Origin of the sequence: Niallia alba (assembly GCF_012933555.1) — a bacterium.
GTDB classification, from domain to species: domain Bacteria; phylum Bacillota; class Bacilli; order Bacillales; family Cytobacillaceae; genus Niallia; species Niallia alba.
Genome location: NZ_JABBPK010000001.1, coordinates 1,373,131 through 1,399,163, shown reverse-complemented (window position 1 = coordinate 1,399,163; position 26,033 = coordinate 1,373,131). Strand labels below are relative to the sequence as shown.

Sequence of the window (26,033 nt, the reverse complement as noted above, 5' to 3'; positions counted from 1 at the left end):
CGAAATATTCCATCATAACATTTTTTTACACATGTCTTTTTTCAATAAGCTGAATGCCGATGCCTAGCATAATCGTTCCCATTAAACAAAGAATTCCTGCTGGAACCATGATGTCCATCCATGAGGCACTTTCAATAATCCCTTTTTTTAATAGCTCCATTCCATAAGTAATGGGAATAAATTTAGATAAAAGAAGCATTACTTTCGATGTAACGATTTCAATTGGCCAATATGCTCCGCCAAGCATAGCAAAGCTAACTGATACAAGTGGAATAATGGCATTGAACTGGCTTGGTGTTTTAACAAGACCTGTAAGGAGAATCGTTAATGCCACGATGGAAAATAAGTATGGAATGATTAGTACATACACCAAATAAAAATTTCCATTAAAATCAATATTTAATCCATATTTAAAAAGAAGAAAGATCATAATAATTTGTGCGTATCCTATGAAAAAGCTAAATACTAGATGTCCTAAATATATTTGGGCTTTCGACGTAGAGGATAAGATAAAACGATCCCATATTCCATTTTGTTTATCTCTTAGTATCTCTATTACCGTAAATGAAATGGTATAAATACAGAAGAATAAAGTAAATCCAAATAACGACTGGAGTGACTGATTATAAGTCGCTTCTTTTTCTGATAAAGTTTGTTCATTTGATACCGGAATAATTGGCGTTTCTTTATTACTTATAAGCACCCTTTTTGCTTCTTCTTTATCCGCTGCATTATTTAATAATGCATCTTCCTTCAGCATATAACCATAATAGGTTTGAAGAAAATTTTGCACCATTAATACATTGGCAGTTACGGCTATTTTAAAGATCGTATAAGTATCTGCATTTATCGATACCCCTACATCTGCTTCCCCTTTTGCCAATTGTTCCTTTACTTCTTCTTCTGTATATGAAACAAACGAATAACTCTCACTTTTATTCAAATCCTTTAAAATGTTATTTGCTTTCGTCGACTGATCAGTGAAAATTGGCACCTCTACTTTTGTAAAGGAAGAGATCCCGACTAAATAAGCAAATACGATACAGATAAGGGAGGTTATAATAAATCCGCTTGGCTTTCTTATAAATTTCTTGCATTTCCCCCATAGTACTGCATTCATCGTATCCCTCCTCTTTTCTTCAAGGTAACTACACTAAGTAAAAGCAAAAGAACAGAAAACAAAAGAATTGCTCTTAGCTGACTCCATATATCCCCTAAGGAGTACCCTTGATATACTTTTAAATACGCAGTAAGCGCAGCTCCCCCAGGAGAATATTCACCTAATGTTTCCATAAATCCGCCAATTGCACTCACATTGAAAAAACTGCCGCCAATAAAAGCTAGGATCGGAACAATGAGAGACGAAAAAATACTTTCCACATTTCGTGAATTAGTAGCAAAAGCAACCGCAGTAGTAAATGTGGCGAATGTTGCTGCCATTATGCTCACAGTCAAAGTTACGAATAAATGATTGATTATACTAGGAAAGACTACTCCATAAATCAATGCTGTTAAGCTAAATAAAATCGTTAATTGTAATAAAGATAATATAAATGCTGCCATAAAAACGCCAGTAAAAAATACGATTTTTGGAACATTTGCTAATAAGATTCGCTCATACATAAGCTCTTCCTTTTGCTGAAAAGCAAAACCCGCTACGGTTGTAGAAATATAGAACACAAACATGACACACATTCCCACTCCATAATAAGCAAAAGCACTAATCTCTTTTTTCTTTTCAATATTCTCAATTTGTCCATATATGTTTGTATTTACTAATGCGGAATAATCAATTTGAAGATCTTGTGCTGTTTTTTGATAAACCCATTCTTTTTGATAATTTGTAATAATATCTTGGATAATGGTTGCACGAAGGGATTGTTCATCCTTTGTCTTTAGGATCCACGCCGGAATCGTTGTGTTTTTTTCTAAAAGATTATTATAAAATTTAGTAGTAAAGCCTTCTGGAATAAGTAACACACCGTCATAATCTTTTTCCTTCACTTCTTTTATGTTCCGATATTCGGTGATAGATAGAACTTTCTTTAATTCTGGACTCTTTCCTACTACATTAATAAATATGTTTATCGGTTCAAGGGATTCAATAAGCGCTATGTTAGCTGCTTTTTTCTGTTCGGCTGCATTAGACTGTCTAATTTTCTCTATTACTTGTTGTTGTGCTTGGTCTGCTTCATCTTCCACTACAACAGCGAGCTTTGCAGTCACTTCTACCTCTTCATTATTATTCAATGCCCCTAAAGCACTTCCAAGAATAGTTATGAGTACAAATGGCATAAGCAGTAATACAATTAGTTCCCGTGGTCTTCTCCAAATCATCAATAATTCTTTCTTTATCATTTGCCAAAGCATATGGTACCCTCCTAATCCCTTAATTGACGACCTGTTAAATGCAAGAAAACATCTTCTAAAGTAGGTGTCTCAATATGGACAGAGAGTACATTTGTTTTCTGCTCTTCGGCAATTCGCAAAATATCTTTCAGTAAATGAACTTGTCGTGGCACGATTACAGTAATTACTGATTGTTGAATGGAGATATTTTTAATATTTTTATGATGGCGGAGTGCTTCTGTAAATTCATGCTTTACTATTTCCACCTTAATATTAATGGCAGTTTCTGCGGAGAGGATGTTTTTTATATCCTCTTTCGCGCCAGAAGCAATAATTTCACCATGATCCATAATATAAATGCGATCACAAAGAAATTCGACTTCTTCCATATAGTGACTGGTGTATAGGACAGTCATTTGCTTTTCTTTATTTAGCCTTTTAACGGTTTCTAAAATGTAATTTCTTGATTGGGGGTCAATTCCAACGGTTGGTTCATCCATAATAATAATTTCTGGTTCATGAATTAATGCAACACCAATATTTAATCTTCTTTTCATCCCACCGGAAAAAGTTTTCACTAAATCCTTTTCCCGCTCCTTTAAACCGATTATTTCAAGAACTTCATCTACCCTCTTTTGTAGTATATTTTTAGGGATTCGGTGCATTTTTCCAAAGAAAAGTAAGTTTTCTCGTGCAGATAAATCCAGATAAACAGCAATATCCTGTGGGACTACTCCAAGTATTTTTCGTAATGTCTGTGGTGTTTTTAAAATACTTTCGTTATTTAGTCTTACATCTCCAACATCGGGAGCAATTAACGAAGATATCATGGAGATTGTAGTAGATTTCCCAGCCCCATTTGGTCCAAGCAATCCTACTATTTCTCCCTTCTCTAAATATAAATTAACGGAATTTACAGCTTGTTTTTGTTTAAATGATTTAGATAAATTCATTATCTCTAACAAGGTCATCATCCTTTCTATATACAGAATAATGAAAATACACCTCGATTCCTATACCTATAGGTCATTTTTTTCCAAAAATAAAATGACTCAGGTCATATATTTTTTATTCTTATTGAAAATTACAGCAAATTGGCAAAAAGCATACTTTCCCTTAAAAAGGGTAAAACATAAAGAAGATAATCTCTCGGAAAGGAGCTGAAAGATTTGGGCATTTTAGTCCTAGTCATTCTAATTGCATTAAATGCTTTCTTTGCTGCCGCAGAAATTGCGCTCATTTCCTTAAATGACAATAAAATTAAACATATGGCGGACACAGGTCATAAGAAAGCTAAAATAGTCTATAAACTACTATCAGAGCCTAGTAAATTTTTAGCCACCATCCAAATTGGTATTACCCTTGCAGGATTTCTAGCCAGTGCCTTTGCAGCTGATAGCTTTTCTGGTCAATTGACAGAGTTATTTTTAACAATGGGAATTCCTCTCTCTCAAGGACTGCTTGATTCTATTTCAGTCATTATTATTACTCTACTGTTATCCTATTTCACCCTTGTTTTTGGTGAATTAGTTCCTAAACGAGTGGCTTTAAAGAAAGCAGAAGGTATTGCGATGTTTGCTGCAAGTCCATTAACGGTACTTTCCAAAATAACAGCACCATTTGTCGCCTTCTTAACATTCTCCACCAATCTAGTTGCACGCCTATTCGGAGTACGTCCAGGTGAGGAAGATGAGGAAGTAACAGAAGAAGATATAAAAATGATGATAGATGTAGGAAATGAAAGAGGAAGTATTGACGAAGATGAGCGAATGATGATCCATAATATTTTTGAATTTGATAATAAAAATGTCACGGATATTATGACCCATCGCTCCAATATGGTAGCCATTCCTTCCGATTACACATTAAAGGAGATAGCTACTCTAGTGAACCGTGAAATGTATACTCGCTACCCTGTTTACGAGGAAAACATTGATAACATTATTGGCATCCTACATTCCAAAGATCTGTTAGCCTATATGGGCAAAGAAGATACCTCATTTCAATTAAGTGAGATTATTCGCAAACCTTATTTTGTATTGGAATCAAAAAGAATCGATGAATTATTTATCCAGATGCAAAAAAATAATGTTCTTTTTGCCATTGTCGTCGATGAATATGGCGGAACAGATGGAATTGTTACAATGGAGGATTTAGTTGAGGAAATCGTCGGCAATATTTTTGATGAATACGATGAACCAAAACCTCCTGAAATTAAGATTATCGGGGAACATACCTATCTATTGCAAGGGACTATTAGTTTAGACGATGTGCAAGAATTATTGAAAATTACCTTGCCGATAGAAATTTATGATACATTAAGTGGTTTTCTCATTAGTAAGATTGGCTATATTCCAAATGATCAGGAAAAACCATCCATCACTTTCAAAAACTTTGAATTTCAAGTAGAAGAGATTGTAGATCGCAGAATCAGCCAAATAAAAGTAACGAAAATAATCGAAGAAGAATCACCAACAAACAATACTTTAGAAAAATGACTCTTTCAAAAGAAAAATGGCTTATCTTTACCTAAATAAGCAGCAGACTTTGTAAAAAATTGATATATTTGAAACTCCCACTTCCGACATGATGAGTGGGAGTTTACTCTATCCCTCTCATTTCTTCACATTTATTCCCGATTATTCGCCTAAAATATCACCAAGCAAATACTATCCTTTGAATCGTTCACAAGTAATTTAAGTAACAGTAACTTTCCTGTTGCCACCATACCTGTACTAATGTAATCCCTCTTTTCTTCTTCCTATTCCATCAATATGTACTAAGTAAATTTTCCCCTTCCTAAAGTTCAACTAACCATTCAGTGGTGGTTTTCCTTCCTCCCCCACTGATGGTTAGTTGAACTAATCGGACCTTTATCTCCCACCTATCTTCCTCGTATTCTCATAAGCTTGAAGGGCGAGTCGTACTTTCCGTTAAGAGTGGGATAAAATTTTTCCTATGAATTAACGGCTACCTTTATTATACTTGATAATGATTTAGCATTTACTTTATGTTCTATTGGAGGTTTTTTTATGAAAAAATACGGAAAGGATATCCTTGTAATTATATTTGGATCCTTCCTTTTTGCATTAGCTGTCAATTTATTTGTTATTCCTAATGACTTAGGAGAGGGAGGAGTTACCGGGGTAGCCATTATTGCTTATTACTTATTTAAATGGTCGCCAGGTATTGTTAACTTTACGTTAAATAGCATTTTATTAATAATCGGCTATAAATTTTTAAGTAAACAAATGATTGTTTATACCATTATTGCAGTCTTCTTCAACTCATTATTTTTACATCTAACAGAGTCATGGACGATATATTCTGATGAATTATTTGTTAATGTCATTTTTGGTGGAGTTTTTGCTGGGGTTGGAATCGGTTTAATTATAAGAGTAGGCGGTACAACAGCTGGTTCTACTATTCTCGCAAAGCTAACCAATAAGTATCTCGGTTGGAGTATTAGTTATGGCTTATTATTTTTTGATCTACTTGTTGTATTTGCATCCTTTTTCCTTATAAAAGCAGAAGGGGTCATGCTGACAATTATCATGCTCTATGTTGGAACAAAGGTAATGGAATTTGTCATTGAAGGCGTTAATCCGAAGAAAGCAGTCACGATTATTTCCAGTCACCCCACTGAAATTGCCGATCAGGTAAACGAGCAATTAAATCGTGGAGTCACTGTATTATCTGGACATGGCTATTATACAAAAGATGAAAAAGAAATACTGTATATTATTATTAATAAACAAGAAGTTGTTAAACTAAAGAAAATAGTAAAGCAAACAGATGAGAACGCCTTTATTACCATTCACGATGTAAGGGACGTCTTTGGTGAAGGTTTTATCCATCTCTCTAAAGCATAATAAGGGGATTTCTGGGCCAAATCCCCCCTTTGGCTTATTTGTGTATATGTAAGTTGAAATCTACTCAGATTTTGCACTACTAGATACTAGATTTACCCAACAAAGAAATTACTTCATGTTCTATTCCGCTCTGGGATTTATATATAATCATTCCGCACTGCATATATGGCTAATTGAGTTCTATCTCTTAATTCTAATTTAGCTAAAATTTGGGTGATATGATTTTTTATCGTTCCAACTGATAATAATAATTCACTGGAGATTTCTTTATTTGTTTTTCCTTGACCAACTTTTTTTACGATTTCGATTTCACGTTTTGTTAGTGCAACCATCTGATTCAAAGAATTGTCGTAATGGCTCTCTCTCTTTAAGAGCTTAGGCATTAATTTAGCTGCAACTTGATCATGTATCGCCATACCACCTATTAAACAGCTTTTTATACTATTTACTAGCGTAACACTATCTGTCGTCTTTAGCAGAAAGCCATTAGCACCCTCTTGAAATGCTTGTATTGCATATTCTTCATCATTAAAAGTCGTAAGGATCAGTATTTTTATATGCGGAAATTGCTGATGAATTTCTTTTGTTGTCTGCATTCCATCCATAATTGGCATTCGAATATCCAAAAGGACAATGTCGACAATTGTACGCTCTAATAAAGACAATACTTCTTTTCCGTTTCCCGCTTCAGCAACAACTTGGATTTCTTCATCTTGTTCGATAATCATCTTTAAACCATTTCTGACAATCGCTTGATCCTCAGCAATTAACACGCGAATCATCTCTACATTCCTCCCCAACAGGAATATTTCCTTGTAAAATAAATTCTCCATCCAATTGAAGAATCTCTAATTTGCCATGTCCTTCTTCCATTCTTTTTTTCATGTTTTCTAACCCAAATCCGTAATGAAAAGGATGTTTATGTATATAAGGGTTTCTAATTTCAAACGTTAAGCTGCCAATTGGTGAAACACCTAGCGTAATATATACTGCCCTTGAACTCCCATATTTCATCGCATTTGTTATTCCTTCCTGGATACAACGATATAGAACTGCACTTTGCTTATTACTCAGATTGACTTGAAGTACTCCTTGTTTCGTTGTAAAGTGAACATGAATATTGTTTTCACTTTCCAATTTTTTAACAAGAGCAATAATGGAAGCAATTCCTCCAAGTTCTTCAACTTGTAAAAGCCGAACCGCTTTTCTCGTTTCTTCTAAGCATTCCTCTGTCATATTTTTCAAAAGGAGATATTGCTCTTTCTTCTCTTTAATCCAATATTGTTCAATTTGCATCATTAAGGCTGTCAGCTGATGACCGACAGAATCATGCATTTCTCTGGCAATAAGATTTCTCTCCTCCACTCTTGCAGCATGCTCATTGTAATAAGATTGTCTTTTTTGTATACGATAATCACTTAATAAAGATTCGTATGTCTCCCTGATTTGTTGATAATCTTCGTCCAGTTCATTTAAACGTACAAGTAGATACGAAATTAGCAAGAAGAAACTTATCCAGATCATAGTAGGATAGGAAAATAATATAATGCCAATAGCTAGGCTCAGCAATAAAAACAGGATTACAACCATTCGAAAGAAATCGCTTGATGTGTTTGAACTCATTTCTATCATAAAATAAAAGAGAAAAAGCAAGAGATACGCATATAATTCTTTTCCGACTGCAAACTGGATTAATTCTAGAATAACGATGATGGAAAGAAACGGAATGCTTTTTCTTGTAAACACAGGTACAAGAAAATAGAATGCCAGAATAATAGATAAAAGAAATAATAGCATGACAAAATGCCAAGCATCTGTGTTATATGCTTGATATAACGCACCTAAACATAAGAAAAACAGAATTCCTGTTTTTATCGTAAAGACCTTCATTAGTTCCCCTTTCTAACAGCATCTCTTTTTTATAGGATGTTTTCGTAGAGTTTATTGCTCATTACCGGCAATCCTGAGTAATTAATATTATTCTTATTGAAAGCAACACTTCTTTAAAAAATGGCCCTTTTATAAAAGGGCTTGTAAAAGATATCTCTTCTACAAGCCCTCTCGTTGTTTCTATTAAATACTATATCCAATCACTAATACGAGAATAAAGGAAACTACCAATAAAATCCATAGTGTTTTTGTATTTTCCCCTTTTTTTGTGCGAATAAGTACCATTTCAAGCATGCCAATAACCCAAATACCTACAAGCATCTTTATCGTATGCATGAAATCCATCCCTGTTTTTGCGATTAAGCCAATCCCAGAACCAATAATAAGAATGTATACAACCCGTAACACCATATGTAGGATTTTACTTCCCTTTTCTTTTCCAGCTTTATGTAAACCGAATGATAAGGCAAATAGAACTAGCCCAATAATCCACGTCAGTACATGAGCATCTGTTGAACTCATATATATTCCCCCTCCTTTTCTCCATTATTTTAACATATATCGCTTCATTTCCTCTATTTTCGACTCTTTACTTATCTCTTGCTACTTTATTTATAAGAGTGCCAATCCCTTCAACCGATATTTCAATGGTATCTCCTGCCTTTAAGAACCGAGGCGGATTAAATCCTTTCCCTACTCCAGCAGGTGTCCCTGTTGCAATAATATCCCCTGGCTCTAACGTCATTCCTTTAGACAATACACTGATAACCTCTTCGATTGGGAAAATAAAATGCGTAGTATTAGATTGCTGTCTAACTTCTCCATTTACCGTTGTAGTAATATTTAATGAATTGGGATCTGTTATACTATCACTTGTCACAATCCATGGCCCCATCGGAGCACTCGTGTCCAAGCTTTTTCCAATGAAAAATTGCTTATGTTTCTTCTGCAAATCTCTTGCTGTAATATCATTTAAGATAGTATAGCCAAATATGTAATCCAATGCCTTCTCCTTTTCAATCCCCTTTCCTCTTTTCCCAATAACAACTGCAAGTTCACCTTCATAATCAAGCTGTTCGGTTACTTCTTTATGTTCTAGAACATCATTCAGATGTCCAATAACCGTTGTCGGAGCTTTTGTAAAGACCATTACGTGCTTAGGAATATCTTCTTTACTTCCCATTTCTATTGCATGTTCTACATAGTTTTTCCCAACGCAAAAGATATTTTTTCTCGGTCTCGGGATAGGGGCTAAGAACTTCACCTTTTCCATTGGAATATAAAAATTAGCTTGATCATTTTGTTCTTCTATCCAATGAATTAAACTTCTTACATTATTTAAAAAGTCTTCTTGTTCCATACATGTAACTAAGTCTTCTGCATAGGGGCGTCTGCCTGTACGCTTTTCTTCCGCATCATTCAATGGCACTATTCCATTTTCATCCACTATTCCTACCAAAATTTTCTCTTCTAAAGAAATTGTCGCAAACTTCATTTCTCTTCCCCCCATTTTTATGACTAAAATCATTTAAGAAAATTATAAACTTTCTAAATGCTTTTTCCAAATAGAAAAAAGACTTGCTTAAACTCATCAAGATAATTAACTACCTAACACAATTATTTTCCGCTTGCTTATGGACAGATTTCTAGTCATAGTACAACCATTCATAAGAATAAGTTAATTAGGAGAAGAATTTATCTATCTAGGTAAATGTATCACCTATTCTGTTGTGTTCCATAGTATGTATAAGAATATTGTATAAAGGATGTTGAATATGCCAGCAATCGTTGGAGTAGCTCAAGTCATATCTGTTGGGGGTAGCTCTATTTTTAATATTGGCGATGTTTATAAAATGATGCCTATCTCTAATGCGAAGACTTTTTCTGGATCTGGCTCTTTTAATACAGGTGATGGATTAAAAGTTACTAACTATCGTAGTTCTACTAATACGTATGATAACGACGGTCTGGATCAACCAATTGCAGGAAATGCGTAAGTAGACTAAAGGGTGATGTGTAAATGAATTATTTTATCCAACAATCCATAGTCATTAACACGATTAAAATCGGAGGTATCTCAAACTCCTCTGTATTACAAATAGGTAGCGCCGGTATCATTAAACCTGCCTCTTATTTATACAATACAGGCGGATTCACCGAATCAGCTCCCGAACTTAAGCCAGATCAGCCTGGATTAAACATTGCAGATGAAGAAACGGTTTTCTCACCTGCAGTTCCCTTGCAAGCTCCTCGAAAATAGGAAAGATTTGCAATAAGGAAAGGGGGATAGAATTGTCTTATGATTTCTACCAATACAGTGAAAAAATGCGTAATTATTTACAGTTGCTTGAAAAAAGGATAAAAGATTTAGAAAAGCAAGTTGCTGCCTTAACCATTGATCTAACAACTATAAAAGAAAAACCTACTGTTCATATTGATCGAATTGACTACAGCTTTGATCAATTAAAAGTGGAAACATTAGAAGGAACACTAAATATCGGTCTTAATCCAGAAGATCTAAGCAATATTGAAGAGCTTGCGATTAATCAAAATTCACCAATTAATCAGCCGCATGCCCCTTTCTATCCGCCCATCGATCCAAAGCAAATGATGAACCGATCCATGGATATAGAAGAGGAAATGAATCAATTTATTCAACTAGAACTGCCTGACATCATTCGAAAAAAACAAACAGAACTAAATATGCCAGAAGAAGAATCTTATGTCACTTTTATTCAAGATGACATCAACAAACAATTGCCAACAAGAATTCAATATTATTTACAACAAGGTGCCAATCGCAAACAAAATGGAAACAATTTATCGAACGAAGCAATTATCCAAGCTTTAAAGGAGGAAATGGAAAACGGGGTTCACCTATTCCTAAGCCATATACCAGATAATATGAAGGGAAGTGGAAATGAATGAATTTTCAAGTATACAACCGAGAGCTTCAAGTAGGAAATATCAATATTATTGGGGTTGCAAGTTCCTCTATTTGCCTTGTTGGCGATGCCCAAACAATCCAATTAGCTTCTACATTTGATACACCAGCTGAATCACTAATAATCGGTCCCTTTGTTCCACTGCATCCGAAAATTTAATTATGTTACAGCGTACATCTGTTGTCGATTCAGTGAAGGTCAGGACAGTATCCTTTTCTTCGATTGTGGAAATTGGGGACGCTACTTATCATCAAGCTTTTTCACGAGCTTTAGCTGTTCAAAGACAACAGGAACTCTTTTATGGAACAGAAGGTGTTTACGAAGAGTATGATGTCTTTAAGGAACCTATCCCTTTAATACCGATTATCGAAAATGTAGAATGTCATTTTGAAAATGTGAAACCCATTATTAAAGTTCATCATATAGATATTACAGGTATATCCTCTTCTTCCTTATTACAAATAGGAAATTGTCGTCATATGTATACAGAAGCAAGAATTAAGCATATTCGCCAAATCGAGCAATCGATAGCAACAGAAGTTGGGGATAATTTGATTCAATTAAATGAACCTAGCCAATTAGGTATCCCAACCTCTGAAAGTCCCGTTTCTGTTACCGGTACAGATATTATGGGATCGCCTTTTTCAGGGGTGGGGCCAGAGCAGGAACAATAAAAGTGTAATCTCAATCTATATTCTTTCCATTTAGGGCGATTATGCATGGAACCAATAGGGCTATTTCGGTTAAACTTCTAAATATCAGCCAAAAGCTTAATGATTTCAGCCAAATCAATCGCTTTATCAGCCAATATATCCAGTTTTTCAGCCAAACCTGCAATGCTATTAAAATATGGTTTTACTGTTTCGTTCATACTGGCTAAATATGAAGTATCAACATGATAAAGTGAAACTTCCATCAGTGGAGGTTTTCCTTCATCCCCCACTGATGGTTAGTTGAACCAATTGGACCTTTACGGACAGTTGATCTCCACCTTTCTCCCTCGTATTCTCATAAGCTTGAGGGGGGAGTCTTACAGTCCGTTAAGGGTGGGATAAAGATACGAAACAAGGAGGTTAAAAAATGCCTGCAATCGTAGGACCAGTACAAATTGTTAACGTGGGGGAAGGAATTGTTCAATTTGGAGATTCGTTGTTTATTTCTCCTAAAGGGAATTCCAAGGCAACTTTAGGCTCAGGTACCTCCAATACTGGAGCATTTATTATTACAAATAACGGATTGAACGCTAGTAACTATGTAGACACTAGTTTAATTGATCAACCAGTTGTTGCAAATAACTAAGCATAGAATCATTAATTTTTTTAGGGAGGAAAGAATCATGCCTGCTATAATAGGTCCGATTCAAATTGTTAACACAGGAGCAGGAATTGTTCAATTCGGAGATTCCTTATTTATCTCGCCTAAGGACAATTCAAAAGCAACGATAGGCTCAGGTACCGGTAATAACGGTGCGTTTGTTATCACCAATAATGCAATCAATTCCAGCAATTATACAAATGGCAGCGGTGTGGATCAACCAATAGCTGACAATAATTGATAAGAATGTTCTTTAGGAAAACATTTTTCTTTAATCTAAAAAAGCATCCCGCACTATTAGGAGGGCACTGAAAAACTGGCTAGTTAATGATGATGGGCAATAGCCACTTTTTAAACATAAGATGATGGATTTGTTTTCCGAGGCGTCCGCTCGCTTTCCATGGGGCGAGCGCCAATCCTCCTCGTCACTACGTTCCTGCGGGGTCTCGGACTTTCTCGCAGCTCCCATAGGAGTCGAGCGGACGCCTCTCCAAACCAACCTTATTTTCACTTTCAAATATACTTGCTCTTCATTTCGCACGAAAAAAACTTTTTCAGTGATCTCCACTATTAGTCTGGCTGTCTTTTTAGGTTAGTTTTTAAAAACATTTATAGCTTAAGCACATGAGCACCATCAAAGAAGAATAAGTATTTCTCTTCAATTTTTCGTTTTAAGATTTTTTCTAATGCTTCTGTATAAAGCTCTATTTGGACTTTATAGCGTGATTCCAATATTGGTTTAGCTTCTTCATATCCACCCTTATATCGAGCAGATATCGTGTCTGTTTTATAATCAAGCAATACTGTACCTAATTCATCCTCAAAGAATACATCTATTATCCCTTGCACGAGAACCGGCTCCTCGCCTCCTTTCCAGTCTGCATATACTCGACTCGCTGGATAGGCAATATTAAACGGGATTTCTCGTACAAGCTTTGGTGCCTGTTGCATTCTTTTTCCTAAAGGAGATTGGAAAAAGGATAGAATAGAGGAAATATCAATAACTTCCGCTTGGTCGATCGTTAATAATTCCTTTTTGACCATATCCTCTACTAAATGATTCAGACTAGCTTCTGTTACTTCTTCTTTTATCACTATATGCTGCATAACCATATGCATAGCGGTTCCGATTTCTGCTGGGCTTAATTTTTTTTCCTGCATAAATTTAGGGCGATTCCAAACCGTTTGCTTCCACGCTTTTGCAAGTTCTATCCCACTTTGAACATCACGTAATTCTCCTTGGCGCTTCAATTCAGATACCGACTGCTTCGATCGATGAGAAGTGCTTTCTTTAGAAGCGTATGACCATGCAAATGTTTCTTTGATTGCTTCTTTATAGGTAGAAGTACTCTCCATTCTTTTTCCTTCTGTTACCTTTTCCAACCATTCATTTTCTTTATTTTCTTCTTCCACTGATCGACTCAAAAGCTCTTCTTTTTGAAGAATCCTTACTTCCCAATTAGATGGGTGAACAGAGATTGCTTCTTTTTCACTCCAGCTTTCTAAATGAATCCATGTATTGTCACGATGTCTAACTAATGCAGGACCAATCCAATCTAAATAAGACTTCGCTTGGGCACGATCAAATTCATTTAAAAGCCAATTGGAATGTCCCGCTATTTGCGCCCATTTCTGTTTTGCTTTTTCTATATCCTTTACAGCACCTATTAAAATAAGTTTTTCCTTCGCTCGAGTTAAAGCAACATACAAGACCCGCATTTCTTCTGCAAGTAGCTCCATTTTTTTCTTTTTTGCAAAAGCAATTTGCGGAAGAGATGGATAAGATATTCGTTTTTTTGCATCGATATATTTTGTAGCGAAGCCTAAATCTTTATCTAATAAAAAATTCTTTCTTAAATCCATTGTATTGAAATTACGTCCCATCCCTGCTATAAAAACAAATGGGAATTCTAAACCTTTACTACTATGGATTGTCATGATCCGAATAACATCTTCTTGTTCCGTTAAGGCTCTTGCTGCTCCTAAATCATTTCCTCGATCTCTCATTCGCTCCACAAATCGAAGGAAGCGGAATAAGCCACGAAATGATGTCTCTTCATATTGACGTGCTCTATCATAAAGTGCACGCAAATTTGCCTGACGTTGATTTCCTGCTGGTAATCCACCAACAAAATCATAAAAGTATGTTTCTCGATATAACTTCCAAATCAACTCCGATAATGAGCCTCTTCTTGCTTCCGAGCGCCAGTCAGCAAGTCGATCAAAAAACGGTCTTATTTTTTCATACAGAACCTCTTCTTTCTGACTGCTCGAATGAATAAATGCCTGAATGGATTCATAAAACGCTCCTTGCTTTTTCGCAATTCGCAGCCTGCTTAACTCCTCTTCCGATAAACCAACAATTGGGGAGCGAAGAACCGAAGCAAGCGGAATATCTTGATATGGATTATCAATAACCTTTAATAAGGACATCATAATATCCACTTCTGTTGATTCAAAATAGCCGGTCGTTAAATTAGCATAGGTCGGTATGTTATATTGCTTTAATTCTTCCATAATTTGTGGAGCCCATGTCATGGATCTTAATAGGATAACCATATCCTTATAGCGAATTGGTCGATATGCTTTTTGCTTTGCATCATATACCTCTTGGTTTGTTTCAAATAATTCTTTTACTTTTTCGGCGATGACCCTAGCTTCCAGTTGTGATTGTTCAAGCTCTGCTGCATCAAGTCCCGTTGTCTCTCCTTCACTTTCACTGTCATCACTAATTTCCGTGCTTTGATTTACTAAAGCAACTTCAATTGGGTAAGGAGTTTCTTCTGGATAACTTGCACCTAGCTTTAACTCTGCACTTTCGTCGTACTCAATTTCGCCTACTTTCACTCCCATAATTTGCTTAAAGAGAAAATTGGTTCCTTCTAATACTTCTTTTCTACTTCGAAAGTTTTTCGCTAAATCAATTTTAAAACCAGCATCCTCGCGCTCTTGAAAACGAAGATATTTGGCTAAAAACAAGTTCGGTTCTGCCAATCGAAATCGATAAATACTCTGTTTTACGTCCCCAACCATAAAGAGATTTCCTTCAGACTCAATATCCTTTGTTACTAGCTTTAGAATCGATTCCTGAACTAGATTGACATCCTGATACTCATCTATAAGAACTTCTTTAAACTGATTTCGATAAAATAATGCTGCTTCTGATGGGATAAGTGCTGTAGTGTTTTCTCCAATCTGACTTAAGATTGCTAGACAATAATGTTCCAAATCGGCAAAGTCCACTAATCCTTTATCCATTTTTACTTGTTGAAATCTTTCCCCAAACGCTGCCACAAGATAAACAAGTGTCTCCACATGTGGCTTCATCTCCGCCATATCTTTTAAAAAGCTTTGCGGCTTTCTTGTAAATAGATCACTTTGCAATTCTTGCAATATTTTTTTCGCGCGATCTCTGATTCTTTGTCCTTCTTCTATTAGCGCGGGATCATACTCGTCTCCTTTACATGGCTTTGCTCGAGAAAACTTTAAGGACTGCATTGCCTCATATAATGTTCCCCAAGAATGAGCCATTGCCTTTTCTAGGATAGACACTATTTCTAAATCATCCAAGAAATTACTAGCACGCGGAGCAGGTCCTCCTGGAAGCTGTGTCAATTCATAGCCATACTCAAGCAGCTTTCTTACTCCTTCTAGTTGTAGCTCCACATCATCGATTAAATGCTGCATAAATGGTAATTCCATAATGTCCGTATCTTCACCGATAGCATACATCTTGATTAAAGACTGTAAATAAGCAGACGGGAATGGATTAGCACGAGAAAAATCATAGATTTCTTGAATCATACGTTGGAGAGCATCGTCACTACGATCGTTCGTAAATGCATCTACTAGATCAAAAAATGCAACATTGTTTTCTTTTCCATATTCTTCTTCAAAAAGATCTTCTAAACATTCATCTCTTAACAATTGCGCTTCTGTTTCATCGGCAATTCGAAAGCCTGGATCCAAATCAATGACATAATAATATTTTCGAATGACTTCTAAACAAAAAGAATGAATTGTAGAAATATGAGCTTTATTTAAAAGCGCCAATTGTCTTTTTAAATGCTGCGACGTTGGATTTGCGTTAATTTCCTTTTCCAATACCTCGCCAATCCGGTGCTTCATTTCCGCTGCTGATGCATTCGTAAACGTAACTACAAGCAATTCATCGACATTTATAGGCTGATCAGATACTATTTTTCGAATCATTCTTTCTACTAATACAGCTGTTTTACCAGAACCAGCTGCTGCAGCAACTAAAATGTCCTGCCCGCTAGACATAATCGCTTTCCATTGATCGTCTGTCCAGGTAACATCTGCTGGTTTGTCCGGTATCTTAATCTCTTTCACTTGTATTAGCCTCCTCTCTGATTAATTGCAGCACCTCTTCCTTTGAATAGGCTGGCAATTGTCTATATTGATTTGTTTCCAGCGCTTCATCAAATTGACAAACAGACTTAAAGGAACAGAAAGTACAAGGCTTCTTATCATTTAATCGATATGGCTCAATTCCTACTTCGCCACTAATAATCTTATTTCCTGAATCCCTATATTTGTGACGAACGAATTTTTGCATTTCATTAAAGTCATCTCTAGTGGCTACTTTAGACGCTTTTGTAAGAGTTCCATCTGTTTTAAAGCCAGCTGGTACAATCGGAGAATTCCCTTTTTCCAACGTTTCATCCATTAATTGAATGACTCGTTCTTCTCCAAGCATTAGTCCATTCATTTTAAATTTCTTTAATAGCTCTTCTTCAATTTCTTCTAGCGTTAATATTTTCTTACTTGAAATCATCGGATTGTGAACATGAAAATATAGTACTCCAGCTGGACTCGCTTCCTTATCTACTAAAATCGTGCTATTTGTAATGATTAAATCTAAATAAGTAAGCATCTGTAAGGATAAACCATAATATACTTCGTTCATATTCAATTCTTGGCCGCTTGATTTATAGTCAATTACTCGTAAATATACTTCATCACCAACAACTGCTTTATCAACACGATCGATTCTGCCAATTAAATTCATATTTGTGCCATTTTTCAACGGAAAAGAAATAGACGGCAGCTTACCTTGTGGTCCAAATTCAAGCTCTAAATCGATTGGTGCGAATCCGCTATGTTTGGCATGCTCGCTCAAAATAAGTGAAGCTCTGCTAATAATTTGCTCTAGCTTTCTTTTTATATAATGATGTCTATTAGTGCTAAGTAGTATCTCATTTTGCAATTTCGGTGCTAACATATCTACCGCATCTCTTGCTAATCTTTCACACTGCTCCCTCGTTAAGCTAGACCACATTAACTCTTTATGCATAACCGTTTCTGCAATATATTTTAAAGCAGCATGAAATAAATCCCCTATAGCAGGTGCTTCTAAGCGATATACTTGCCGTTCTCGAAGCTTTAATCCATGGGTTGCAAAATGTGAAAATGGACACGCGTGAAATAATTCCATTCTTGAAACACTGGCTGAAATAGTTTCCCCATATAACTCGCTGCTTGTTTGCTCCGATAATTGCTCCGTTTTATTTTGATAGGTTAAACTAGAAAATACTTTTTTGGCTGGTTCCTTCCAGTTTGGATGTCCGATATATTCATTGTAAACATCCCACCAAAAATCATAAATTGGATACTCTCTTTTCTTTAAATAAAGCTGCCCTGTTAAGTAAGATAAGGTTGTTTGAAAATGAACTACATAATCTAACTGTCCTTCTTCTGACAGTTCTTTTGGATCTGACATATAATAGATGGTTGTCGCTTTAGGAAATAAATCTTGCATTCTTTTGATATAAGTAGATGGCAAAATAGATTTTCCTTCATCATTTGCCAGCGGGTAAGTTAAGTAAAGATGATCGGATGGCGTTGTAAATGCTTTGTAGGCAAGAAACTCCTCATCTAACAGTCTTGTTTTACTAGTAGGAGCAAGCTTCATGCCTTTTTGTTGTAATGCTTCTCTATCACTATCCGCAAGTATGCCCTCATCCTGGAATCTTGATGGAAAAACACCCTCATTTAGACCAATGACAAACGCAACTTTTATATCATTTAAACGCGATTGTTCTAAATCAGCGATCAATACTTGATCCAATGCTGGAGGGACTAGGGAAAATTTTAATGTATCCAAGCCTGCACCAATAACAGTTGCAAATTGCTTTATTGAAAACTCCTCTTCCCCTAGTATCTCGACAAATTGATCTAGTAAATCTACTATACTATTCCAAGCTTGATCATGTTCTCCAGCCTTTACTAACTCTCCTTTTTCCTCTAGTTCATTCTTCCAGTGTTCCATTTTCACTGGTACTTCAAGTTCTTCTAAAAATAAATATAATGCTTCACATTTTGCTCTACCTGTTTTCCCTCTTTTCAAACGATTTTGAAGCCGAATTAACGGCGCAGTTAAAGAGAGGCGCAACTCATTTAATTCTTGCTCGAATTCCTTTTCTGCGTCTGTCTGAACACCTTGATCAAATTCTAGCCCTTTGATTCTTCTATACTTCCAGCGTTCTTTTGAAGTCCACCTGCTTCCCTTTATTCCATAGGCAAGGCAATAATTTTCAAGCCTGTCTACTTTTTCCCTAATATTATTTTTGCGTTCATGAAGAGGAAATAGTAATTCTGTCTTTATCGACCGAAAGACGGGCTCATAGCGCCAATTTGTTTCAAAAATTTCCAAAGATGATCGAATTAACTCCACTAAAGGATGATCATGCATTCTACTTTTTTGATCAATAAAGAAAGGAATATGATAATCTCTAAAAACAGTCTCCATAATATTCTGATATGTAGACAAATTACGAGAAAGCAGACTGATCTCTCGATAGCGGTAATTCTTATTTCTAACAAGCTTGATTATTTCACGTGCGATTCCTTCTATTTCTGCTCGAGGATTAATACTTTCAGCAAATGTGATTGTTGTTTCTTCTTTATAAGCTTTTGCTGGTCTACTGTCAAAATGACTTTCTATATATGCTAACGATGGATGGCTATTCTTTTTTGATTCTTTGAACTTTACAAGTTCGACTTCCACTCCTAATTGCTTTGCCATCGTCTGGACTGTTTGGAAAGATTCAGTCGTCATACGAAACAAACTTAAATCATCCATTTGGGAAGATAACGGTTCTAATGTATTTGTGATTGTCACTCGTTCACATATATGCATTAACTGTTGAATGATTAAATATTCTTGTGGGGTAAAACTGTAAAAACCATCAATATAAATTTCTGCATTTTGTAAATAAGAAGATTCGCTAATCTTTTCTGCAAGCAAACGGAAATAATCCTCTCCATCGATATATTTCCCAACAATTCTTGCTTCGAATTTTTCATATATTAATTCAAGATCACTTATTTTATCCATTAATGCTTTTGTAGATTCTTTTGTTTCCCCCAACTGCTCTTTCGTCGATAATAGTTCGTCTGGAGTAACCGTGTATCTTCTAAATTCTGTGACCAATTGTTCTACTTGATCAATAAATCCGTTTTTATCGGCAACCTTTTTGAAAAGGGTTAGTTCATTCTTATTCTCTTCAATAATTTTTCGAATTAGCATACTTACGCCCATGCTATTTATATGGTAGCGACTGATTCCGCCTGTTTCTTGCAATACTCTCCATGCAAGACGGGTAAAACTGTATACTTGCGCCCGAAACATTCCTTGCACCTCGGAACCAGATAGTAAACGCTGATCGGATAAAAAGGTCATCTGATCTGGAACGATGTAAATAATGGGATTGCCTTCCGGATTTTCGGCAAGTTTCGCTTGGATTTCTTCTATACAAAACCTTGTTTTTCCGGTACCAGATCGACCTAGTAATAAACGAACACTCATCCAATGCTCCCCCCTTTTTCTTTATCTCAATAATATTTTATATGTAAATAACATCATATCATAGAAACACATGTTTCCATAGAAAAGTGATACTGGATATTTTTTCTCTTCCTATAAGTAACGAAAAAAAAGAACCCAATTTTGAGTTCTCATTTAATCCAGCAAAACTAAAAGGAAAATTGTATTTCATTAAATGGCCAATAACGCAAACTTACCTTTCCAACTACTTGATCAATCGGAATAAAACCAAAATGTCGACTATCCCAGCTTCCTAAACGATTGTCCCCTAATACAAATAATTTTCCTTTTGGCACCGTAACCTCTCCCGTGATCTCTTCCAACGTAAAATTCCCAGTTAATCTTCCGGTAGATACTTGTTTCCGGTAATCATCTAGAAAAGGCTCCTCATACTTTTTCCCATTTATAAATAGATGGTCATCTCTATATTCTACTTTATCTCCAGGGATGCCAATTACTCGTTTCACATAATCATCATTTTCGTTAGCATGAAAAACAATAATATCAAAGTGATTAAAATCAGTCATTTTATAACCAACTTTATTAACAACTAATTTATTTCCGTCCTGTAATGTTGGCATCATCGATTCACCTTCCACTACATAATTGGAGAAGAAAAAAGCACGAATTATAACAAAGATGATAATCCCGATCGCAAATGCCTTTAACCATTCTATGCTTTCTTTCTTTATTGCTTCTTTCAACCTCTATCTCCTCCAAACAAAATTTACAGACCATATTTTCTAATGGCTTCTCTCTTTCTCATCTATACCTGCACTATTCATTTTTATCTCGATCCTTTTTCCAATAACCCAAAGAATAAAGATCGCAATTACGACAGGAATCGTACGTAACGGCTGAGTAATCATTGACTTCAAATCATAACCGATAAAGCTAATTGTACTAATCATAACTAGCTTTCCTGCAATTACTGCGAGAACATATTGGCTCGTACTTATTCTCGACAAACCAGCGACTATATTTACAAGGGCAGAAGGTGTAAACGGAAAACATAGAAGCAAAAACAAGGGACCAAATCCATGCTTTTCAATCCAAATCATTGGTTTCTGCACCTTTTTGTGATTACTTAAAAACCTTAGTAATCTTTTTTTTCCATATCTTCTTATAATCGAAAATACAAGCAATGCTCCTAAAATTGTTCCAGCCCATGAATATAGAAATCCCAGCCAAAATCCAAATGCATTTACATTAGCCATAATAAAAACAAAAAGCGGCAAAAAAGGGATAAACGCTTCTATCATTGGCAATAAGACACCTGGCAACGGTCCAAATGAACGATAACTATCTATTAAATCCATTATTTTTTCAAGCGTAAACCATTCTTTAATTAAGTTGATATCCATGAGCACAAAACCCCTTGTATAACTTACGCATCTTTTCGTATGTGTATTCTTTTAATTAAGTTCGTTTCAATGAATCCCATTAAAAAACGTAAGGATTCCTTGTACCTTTCCTCTTCTAACTAAACAATTTACTTATAGCATTTCAATGAACAAAATAAAGTGAAACTTCCATCAGTGGGGGTTTTCCTTCCTCCCCCACTGATGGTTAGTTGAACCATTCGAACCTTTACGGACAGTTGATCTTCCTCATATTCTCATCAGTTCGAGGCGGGAGTTTTACTGTCCGTTAAGAGTGGGATAACTCTACCTGACTATTCCATTTTAATTCATCTATTACTATCTAAATATAAAGAATATGTTAAAAAAAATCCGAATTATTGAGCTAAAAATTCTTTTATTGCTGCTTTATTCGCTTCTAAATCAATCAATAAGACAGCGGCTCCGTTCACTTTCATATCCTGGAAGCTTCCATCTACAGGAACTCGTAATGATTCTACCTCGTGATTTTTTGAAGTTAATAAATCTTTTCCGATAAACAGCATATCTCCCGTGTCCATGCTCGTATTTATATAAGGCATAATTACCCCTGCAAGTTTTGGTAGCTTAGCAAATGTCTGGACTGCAGAAACTTGATCAGCGATTGCTTGTAACGTTTTTTGCTGTCTCGCTACTCTTCCAAAGTCAGATTCTGCATCATGGCGGAAACGAACATATCCTAATAACTGCTTTCCATTTAAATGCTGTACTCCTGGCTCTAACGTAACACCAATATTTTTTGACATTTGTTTTTCTACATCGATTTCTACGCCATTCGGGAAGGCTTCATCAATAACTGCTTCAAATCCTTCAAAATTAATAATGGCATAATATTGCAAATCTATATCAAAATTTTGTTTGATTGTTTGTCTAAGTAGTTCAGGACCATCAATTGTATAAGCTGTATTAATCCTACCTTGTCCATATCCTGGTATCTCTACATACATATCTCTCATTAAGGAAATGATTTTATATGTACCTTTATCTGGATGATATTGGGCAATCATTATCGTGTCTGTGCGAGATTGTGTTTCTCCTTTACGCTGGTCACTTCCTAGTAAAAGAATATTCGTTCCTCCGTTAATATCCTCTTCCCCATTAAATTCATATTTAACCTCATCCACACCAAGTTTACCTAATGATTGCTTTTCTCCTTGTTTAAATTGAAAAATACTATATATCCCTGCAAATAATATAAATAGAATGAGGAATAGAAAGAAGACTCTTCCTTTTCGTAATCTCCTTCTTTTCTTTCCTTTTCTATATTCCGTTCTCCCCATTTCATTTAATCCTTTCCATATTCATAATCGTTTTTAAGCATGTATTATTATCAATTGTAACCTTTGCACAAAAATATAGACCTTCTTTTCTATGTAAAATCCTACTTATTATCTAACCCCTTAATTACTTAATCATAAACTTTCTTTTTACTATCATATCAAAAAAAGTTCCATTAGACATTTTTTTCTTGCTTAAAATTACATTGCAGGGTAACACTGTACTTTTTTTGTCTATTCATCTACTCATTCTTCGTTATTTTTAGAAAGGCTGTTGATGTATATAATGATCTAAAATAACAACCTCTCCTCCTATAAAAAGAAGGCACCAAATGGCACCTTCGATTATTGATTCATTATACGTATTCCAAAAACCAATTGTTAATATAGTTCAGTCTCTCTATTCTAAGGGCAGGTTTTCCACTTCTGGAAAGTTCATGATTTGATTCTGGAAAACGAACAAATTTTGTTTCCTTCTTCTGTATCTTTAATGCAATAAACAATTGCTCTGCTTGTTCAATTGGACAGCGATAATCCTTTTCTCCATGCAAAATAAGCAATGGAGTTTTAATATTCTTTACATAGGTTAAGGGAGAATGCTTCCACAGTGTTTCGATATCATTTAAATCTGCTTTAATTTGCCAATCAGCAAAATAATAGCCAATATCACTAACCCCATAAAAACTTATCCAATTAGAAATGGATCGCTGTGTGACTGCAGCCTTAAAACGATCGGTATGTCCCACAATCCAGTTAGTCATAAAGCCGCCATAACTACCGCCTGTAACACCTAAACGTGAAGAATCAATAAAATTAAATGTCTCTAAGCAATAGTCTACAGCATCCATAATATCCTCATAATCCTTCCCACCATAATCGCCGCGGACAGCGTCTACAAATTGCTGTCCATAGCCATGGCTTCCTCTCGGATTAATAAATAATACAGCAAAGCCATTGGAAGCTAGTGTTTGAAATTCATGAAAATAAGAATTAGCATACATGGCATGCGGCCCTCCATGAATCTCTAATACTAATGGATATTTTTCTCCCTCTTTAAAACCTTGTGGCTTCATTAACCAACCATGAAGCTCCCAGCCATCTCGAGACGCAAATTGTAGCGGTTCAGCTTCGGAAAAAGCATGCGATTCAGCAAATTCTTTATTCACCTCTGTAATTTGCTGAATCTCTCCTGTCTCTAAATCTAGAGTATATAAATCTCCTGGATGTGTAGGTGTACTAATAGCTACAACCGCCTTTTTTAAACTTCCTCCAGTGGATAAGCCGTATACATGCTGATTATCAATGAGAGATGGATAGATTGCTCCAGAAATATTTCCAAAATAAACAACTGTATTTCCATGATCGGATGCTAAGAAAGTAAAGCTTTCATTATCCTCTCCCCACAGCATTCCAGGTGTTACTACTCCCTGTTGAAAATCACCGATTGCATAATCGCCAACATTAACATCCCACTCTGGAGTCAAGCATTGTAGAAAATCAGATTCTAAATCATATACCCATAGTTTTGATAGAGTAGCATTCTCATACTCTCTGTCGCTTCCGATTAATCCTATTCTTTTACTATCAGGCGTCCATGTTACTTTCCCATAATTCCCATTGCTTTCCGTAATCCTCTTCCAGTTTTTCTCTTTTCTGTTATATAAATAAATATCAGAGATAAAACTAAAATCCTTCTCTTTATTTTGATCTGCACTAATAGCTATATATTGTCCATCTGGTGACCAGCTTTGCAAGTAATAATTATTGTCTCCAGTCGTAAGTTGCTCCATATTACCACTTTCGATATCGATCACCGCAATATGATCATAACTTCCATCCCAAAAGCCTTTGCCATCTGATTTGTACTTCATGTTAGTTACCTCTAAGGCAGTAAGGTTGTCCTCTTTGTCTTCCTTTTTAGACTCTTTGTCTGCTACGGTTTCACCTGTTTTGAAATTACTTTGAAAAGCTATTTCTTTGCCATCGGGAGACCAGACTGGATTACTTACTCCATTCACTAAATAAGTAAGCTGCTTTGCTTCTCCCCCTTTTTTACTTAATAAAAATAATTGATTTTTCCCAGAACGATTAGAAATAAAGACAACTTGTTCTCCATTTGGTGACCATCTTGGAGAATGGTTTCGATCCTTCCCAAATGTCCATTGAGAGGTTTCAAGTGTATTTAAATTCTTATGAAAAATATTAGAATAATACTTATCGGTTTCTTTACAAATGGAAGTGAGTACATATAAACATTCTTGCCCTATTCCATTAACTTGTGGATCCACCACAGATTTTAATTCATATAAATCCTCTGCATTTATTCTTTTACTTTCTTTCACTTCCATCTTCCTTCCTTGTTAAAGTTATTATATATTTCGACGAATGAAATACTTTCCCCTCCTTATTTCCTTTTAAAATTTTGCCTATTTTTGTAAAGTTTGTTGCTACTGATCTGTAGACTGAATACCTTCGATTTCCAGGGTCTCGCTAATCCTTGCATGAGTCTACATAATTCAGGCTGCTTAGTTATTCTATACCTTAAGTTTTCCTATTGAAAAAACAAACATCTTTTAGAAGTTTTTAAAGAAATTGTATGCTTAACATTCCACTTCCTGCAATTATTCACTTGAAAATAAGAAACAAAACAAGTATTATCATATAAGAACAAACGTTCTATCCATCAAAAAAAGAAGGGGCTAAAGGATATGACACGAATTCCTGAAATACAAAGAGACATTATGGAAAAGGCCATTTATCTTCCTATGCTTTTAACTATACTTAATCGGGATCTACAGGTCGTCAAAATAAGTAATTTTAAATTAAAACAACCTTATATAGACCTTATCGAAAATTCAATGAAAGCAGTACAATTGGAGTTTAAAAAAACGAAGAGTTATATGTATAGGCATACAATGAAGATACAAGAAGTAAATCGTGATGAAGCATTTACCATGTTTTTATTTATTTATAACGGATATGAGGAATTTCATAACTACTTTAACCCACGCCTTCGTAATAAAGCTCAGGAATTATTAGAGTATTATTTATATAAGCGGTTTCACTAGTGTCGCATTAAAATAATTCAACATAGCTAAATAAATTAAATTTTCCGCAAATAAACTTTTCTATAAAAA

General features: G+C 35.4%; 24 protein-coding genes. 10 read left to right on the top strand and 14 right to left on the bottom strand.

What is annotated here, in order from left to right; all coding sequences use genetic code 11:
- Positions 1-25: 25 nt before the first annotated feature.
- Genes HHU08_RS06910 through HHU08_RS06900 form a run of 3 tightly spaced genes read right to left on the bottom strand, consistent with a single transcriptional unit; the run spans position 26 to position 3,314 of the window.
- Positions 26-1,120: an ABC transporter permease gene (locus tag HHU08_RS06910; RefSeq protein WP_169188098.1), complete on the bottom strand. Its 1,095-nt coding sequence runs from the start codon at positions 1,118-1,120 to the stop codon at positions 26-28.
- Positions 1,117-2,370: an ABC transporter permease gene (locus tag HHU08_RS06905; RefSeq protein WP_169188097.1), complete on the bottom strand. Its 1,254-nt coding sequence runs from the start codon at positions 2,368-2,370 to the stop codon at positions 1,117-1,119. The genes HHU08_RS06910 and HHU08_RS06905 overlap by 4 nt, the downstream gene beginning before the upstream one ends.
- 11 nt (positions 2,371-2,381) lie before the next feature.
- Positions 2,382-3,314, bottom strand: coding sequence for an ABC transporter ATP-binding protein (locus tag HHU08_RS06900; RefSeq protein ID WP_169188096.1), 933 nt, complete (start codon positions 3,312-3,314; stop codon positions 2,382-2,384).
- Positions 3,315-3,518: 204 nt separating this feature from the next.
- On the opposite strand from HHU08_RS06900, the gene HHU08_RS06895 reads away from it, so the two are divergent.
- Positions 3,519-4,847 carry a hemolysin family protein gene (locus HHU08_RS06895; RefSeq protein ID WP_016202036.1) on the top strand — a complete coding sequence of 443 codons (1,329 nt, stop codon included), beginning with the start codon at positions 3,519-3,521 and terminating at the stop codon, positions 4,845-4,847.
- 534 nt (positions 4,848-5,381) lie between these two features.
- The gene (locus HHU08_RS06890; RefSeq protein WP_169188095.1) at positions 5,382-6,221 is read left to right on the top strand and encodes a YitT family protein; all 840 of its coding nucleotides are present in this window, start codon (positions 5,382-5,384) and stop codon (positions 6,219-6,221) included.
- 137 nt (positions 6,222-6,358) lie between these two features.
- On the opposite strand, the gene HHU08_RS06885 is transcribed toward HHU08_RS06890, so the two are convergent.
- The 4 genes from HHU08_RS06885 to HHU08_RS06870 all read right to left on the bottom strand — a co-directional run bounded on the left by HHU08_RS06885 (position 6,359) and on the right by HHU08_RS06870 (position 9,606).
- On the bottom strand, positions 6,359-7,003 hold the full coding sequence (locus HHU08_RS06885) for a response regulator transcription factor (RefSeq protein WP_169188094.1): 645 nt from the start codon (positions 7,001-7,003) through the stop codon (positions 6,359-6,361).
- Positions 6,981-8,111 (bottom strand): sensor histidine kinase, encoded by a 1,131-nt coding sequence (locus HHU08_RS06880; protein WP_169188093.1) that lies wholly within the window; start codon positions 8,109-8,111, stop codon positions 6,981-6,983. Before HHU08_RS06880 ends, HHU08_RS06885 begins: the two co-directional genes overlap by 23 nt.
- Before the next feature lie 183 nt (positions 8,112-8,294).
- Complete coding sequence (locus HHU08_RS06875; protein WP_016202032.1) at positions 8,295-8,633, bottom strand: DUF1516 family protein; 339 nt, start codon at positions 8,631-8,633, stop codon at positions 8,295-8,297.
- A gap of 67 nt (positions 8,634-8,700) precedes the next feature.
- Complete coding sequence (locus HHU08_RS06870) at positions 8,701-9,606, bottom strand: fumarylacetoacetate hydrolase family protein (protein ID WP_169188092.1); 906 nt, start codon at positions 9,604-9,606, stop codon at positions 8,701-8,703.
- 280 nt (positions 9,607-9,886) lie between these two features.
- On the opposite strand from HHU08_RS06870, the gene HHU08_RS06865 reads away from it, so the two are divergent.
- From HHU08_RS06865 to HHU08_RS06845, 5 genes are read left to right on the top strand one after another with little or no spacing between them, the layout of a single operon-like run.
- The gene (locus HHU08_RS06865; protein ID WP_016202030.1) at positions 9,887-10,108 is read left to right on the top strand and encodes a spore germination protein; all 222 of its coding nucleotides are present in this window, start codon (positions 9,887-9,889) and stop codon (positions 10,106-10,108) included.
- Positions 10,109-10,131: 23 nt separating this feature from the next.
- Entirely contained in the window at positions 10,132-10,371 is a 240-nt protein-coding gene (locus tag HHU08_RS06860) for a spore germination protein GerPB (RefSeq protein WP_016202029.1), read from the top strand.
- A gap of 32 nt (positions 10,372-10,403) precedes the next feature.
- Positions 10,404-11,039 carry a spore germination protein GerPC gene (gene gerPC, locus HHU08_RS06855; protein ID WP_016202028.1) on the top strand — a complete coding sequence of 212 codons (636 nt, stop codon included), beginning with the start codon at positions 10,404-10,406 and terminating at the stop codon, positions 11,037-11,039.
- A complete protein-coding gene (locus tag HHU08_RS06850; protein ID WP_016202027.1) occupies positions 11,036-11,215 on the top strand; it encodes a hypothetical protein in 180 nt (59 codons plus the stop codon). The genes gerPC and HHU08_RS06850 overlap by 4 nt, the downstream gene beginning before the upstream one ends.
- 2 nt (positions 11,216-11,217) lie before the next feature.
- Positions 11,218-11,730 carry a spore germination protein GerPE gene (locus HHU08_RS06845; protein ID WP_169188091.1) on the top strand — a complete coding sequence of 171 codons (513 nt, stop codon included), beginning with the start codon at positions 11,218-11,220 and terminating at the stop codon, positions 11,728-11,730.
- Positions 11,731-11,807: 77 nt separating this feature from the next.
- Here HHU08_RS06845 and HHU08_RS06840 read toward each other — a convergent pair whose 3' ends face one another.
- A complete protein-coding gene (locus HHU08_RS06840; protein WP_205835580.1) occupies positions 11,808-11,972 on the bottom strand; it encodes a hypothetical protein in 165 nt (54 codons plus the stop codon).
- A gap of 164 nt (positions 11,973-12,136) precedes the next feature.
- Here HHU08_RS06840 and HHU08_RS06835 point away from each other — a divergent pair, with 164 nt between their 5' ends.
- Together HHU08_RS06835 and HHU08_RS06830 are read left to right on the top strand one after the other, a co-directional pair.
- A complete protein-coding gene (locus HHU08_RS06835; protein WP_016202025.1) occupies positions 12,137-12,355 on the top strand; it encodes a spore germination protein in 219 nt (72 codons plus the stop codon).
- A 37-nt stretch (positions 12,356-12,392) separates the two neighbouring features.
- On the top strand, positions 12,393-12,611 hold the full coding sequence (locus HHU08_RS06830) for a spore germination protein (protein WP_016202024.1): 219 nt from the start codon (positions 12,393-12,395) through the stop codon (positions 12,609-12,611).
- 368 nt (positions 12,612-12,979) lie between these two features.
- On the opposite strand, the gene addA is transcribed toward HHU08_RS06830, so the two are convergent.
- The 6 genes from addA to HHU08_RS06800 all read right to left on the bottom strand — a co-directional run bounded on the left by addA (position 12,980) and on the right by HHU08_RS06800 (position 25,244).
- Positions 12,980-16,723, bottom strand: coding sequence for a helicase-exonuclease AddAB subunit AddA (gene addA, locus HHU08_RS06825; protein WP_169188089.1), 3,744 nt, complete (start codon positions 16,721-16,723; stop codon positions 12,980-12,982).
- Positions 16,710-20,201 (bottom strand): helicase-exonuclease AddAB subunit AddB, encoded by a 3,492-nt coding sequence (gene addB / locus HHU08_RS06820; protein WP_016202022.1) that lies wholly within the window; start codon positions 20,199-20,201, stop codon positions 16,710-16,712. Before addB ends, addA begins: the two co-directional genes overlap by 14 nt.
- A 167-nt stretch (positions 20,202-20,368) precedes the next feature.
- Positions 20,369-20,923, bottom strand: coding sequence for a signal peptidase I (lepB, locus tag HHU08_RS06815; RefSeq protein WP_016202021.1), 555 nt, complete (start codon positions 20,921-20,923; stop codon positions 20,369-20,371).
- A gap of 39 nt (positions 20,924-20,962) precedes the next feature.
- On the bottom strand, positions 20,963-21,583 hold the full coding sequence (locus HHU08_RS06810; RefSeq protein ID WP_016202020.1) for a TVP38/TMEM64 family protein: 621 nt from the start codon (positions 21,581-21,583) through the stop codon (positions 20,963-20,965).
- Positions 21,584-21,957: 374 nt separating this feature from the next.
- Complete coding sequence (locus HHU08_RS06805; protein WP_169188088.1) at positions 21,958-22,899, bottom strand: LCP family protein; 942 nt, start codon at positions 22,897-22,899, stop codon at positions 21,958-21,960.
- Positions 22,900-23,252: 353 nt separating this feature from the next.
- Positions 23,253-25,244, bottom strand: coding sequence for a S9 family peptidase (locus HHU08_RS06800; protein ID WP_016202018.1), 1,992 nt, complete (start codon positions 25,242-25,244; stop codon positions 23,253-23,255).
- Positions 25,245-25,604: 360 nt separating this feature from the next.
- Between HHU08_RS06800 and HHU08_RS06795 the strand changes: the two genes are divergently transcribed.
- Positions 25,605-25,964: a hypothetical protein gene (locus HHU08_RS06795; protein WP_169188087.1), complete on the top strand. Its 360-nt coding sequence runs from the start codon at positions 25,605-25,607 to the stop codon at positions 25,962-25,964.
- Positions 25,965-26,033 lie beyond the last annotated feature (69 nt).

What these genes read in the sequence shown, in the direction of transcription:
- HHU08_RS06870 (WP_169188092.1), bottom strand. Translation starts at nt 9,606, where the DNA reads ATGAAGTTTGCGACAATTTCTTTAGAAGAGAAAATTTTGGTAGGAATA.
- HHU08_RS06885 (WP_169188094.1), bottom strand. Translation starts at nt 7,003, where the DNA reads ATGATTCGCGTGTTAATTGCTGAGGATCAAGCGATTGTCAGAAATGGT.
- HHU08_RS06830 (WP_016202024.1), top strand. Translation starts at nt 12,393, where the DNA reads ATGCCTGCTATAATAGGTCCGATTCAAATTGTTAACACAGGAGCAGGA.
- HHU08_RS06910 (WP_169188098.1), bottom strand. Translation starts at nt 1,120, where the DNA reads ATGAATGCAGTACTATGGGGGAAATGCAAGAAATTTATAAGAAAGCCA.
- HHU08_RS06875 (WP_016202032.1), bottom strand. Translation starts at nt 8,633, where the DNA reads ATGAGTTCAACAGATGCTCATGTACTGACGTGGATTATTGGGCTAGTT.
- HHU08_RS06795 (WP_169188087.1), top strand. Translation starts at nt 25,605, where the DNA reads ATGACACGAATTCCTGAAATACAAAGAGACATTATGGAAAAGGCCATT.
- HHU08_RS06905 (WP_169188097.1), bottom strand. Translation starts at nt 2,370, where the DNA reads ATGCTTTGGCAAATGATAAAGAAAGAATTATTGATGATTTGGAGAAGA.
- HHU08_RS06805 (WP_169188088.1), bottom strand. Translation starts at nt 22,899, where the DNA reads ATGGGGAGAACGGAATATAGAAAAGGAAAGAAAAGAAGGAGATTACGA.
- HHU08_RS06845 (WP_169188091.1), top strand. Translation starts at nt 11,218, where the DNA reads ATGTTACAGCGTACATCTGTTGTCGATTCAGTGAAGGTCAGGACAGTA.
- HHU08_RS06840 (WP_205835580.1), bottom strand. Translation starts at nt 11,972, where the DNA reads ATGGAAGTTTCACTTTATCATGTTGATACTTCATATTTAGCCAGTATG.
- HHU08_RS06850 (WP_016202027.1), top strand. Translation starts at nt 11,036, where the DNA reads ATGAATTTTCAAGTATACAACCGAGAGCTTCAAGTAGGAAATATCAAT.
- HHU08_RS06890 (WP_169188095.1), top strand. Translation starts at nt 5,382, where the DNA reads ATGAAAAAATACGGAAAGGATATCCTTGTAATTATATTTGGATCCTTC.
- HHU08_RS06810 (WP_016202020.1), bottom strand. Translation starts at nt 21,583, where the DNA reads ATGGATATCAACTTAATTAAAGAATGGTTTACGCTTGAAAAAATAATG.
- HHU08_RS06800 (WP_016202018.1), bottom strand. Translation starts at nt 25,244, where the DNA reads ATGGAAGTGAAAGAAAGTAAAAGAATAAATGCAGAGGATTTATATGAA.
- HHU08_RS06865 (WP_016202030.1), top strand. Translation starts at nt 9,887, where the DNA reads ATGCCAGCAATCGTTGGAGTAGCTCAAGTCATATCTGTTGGGGGTAGC.
- HHU08_RS06835 (WP_016202025.1), top strand. Translation starts at nt 12,137, where the DNA reads ATGCCTGCAATCGTAGGACCAGTACAAATTGTTAACGTGGGGGAAGGA.
- HHU08_RS06880 (WP_169188093.1), bottom strand. Translation starts at nt 8,111, where the DNA reads ATGAAGGTCTTTACGATAAAAACAGGAATTCTGTTTTTCTTATGTTTA.
- addB (WP_016202022.1), bottom strand. Translation starts at nt 20,201, where the DNA reads ATGAGTGTTCGTTTATTACTAGGTCGATCTGGTACCGGAAAAACAAGG.
- HHU08_RS06860 (WP_016202029.1), top strand. Translation starts at nt 10,132, where the DNA reads ATGAATTATTTTATCCAACAATCCATAGTCATTAACACGATTAAAATC.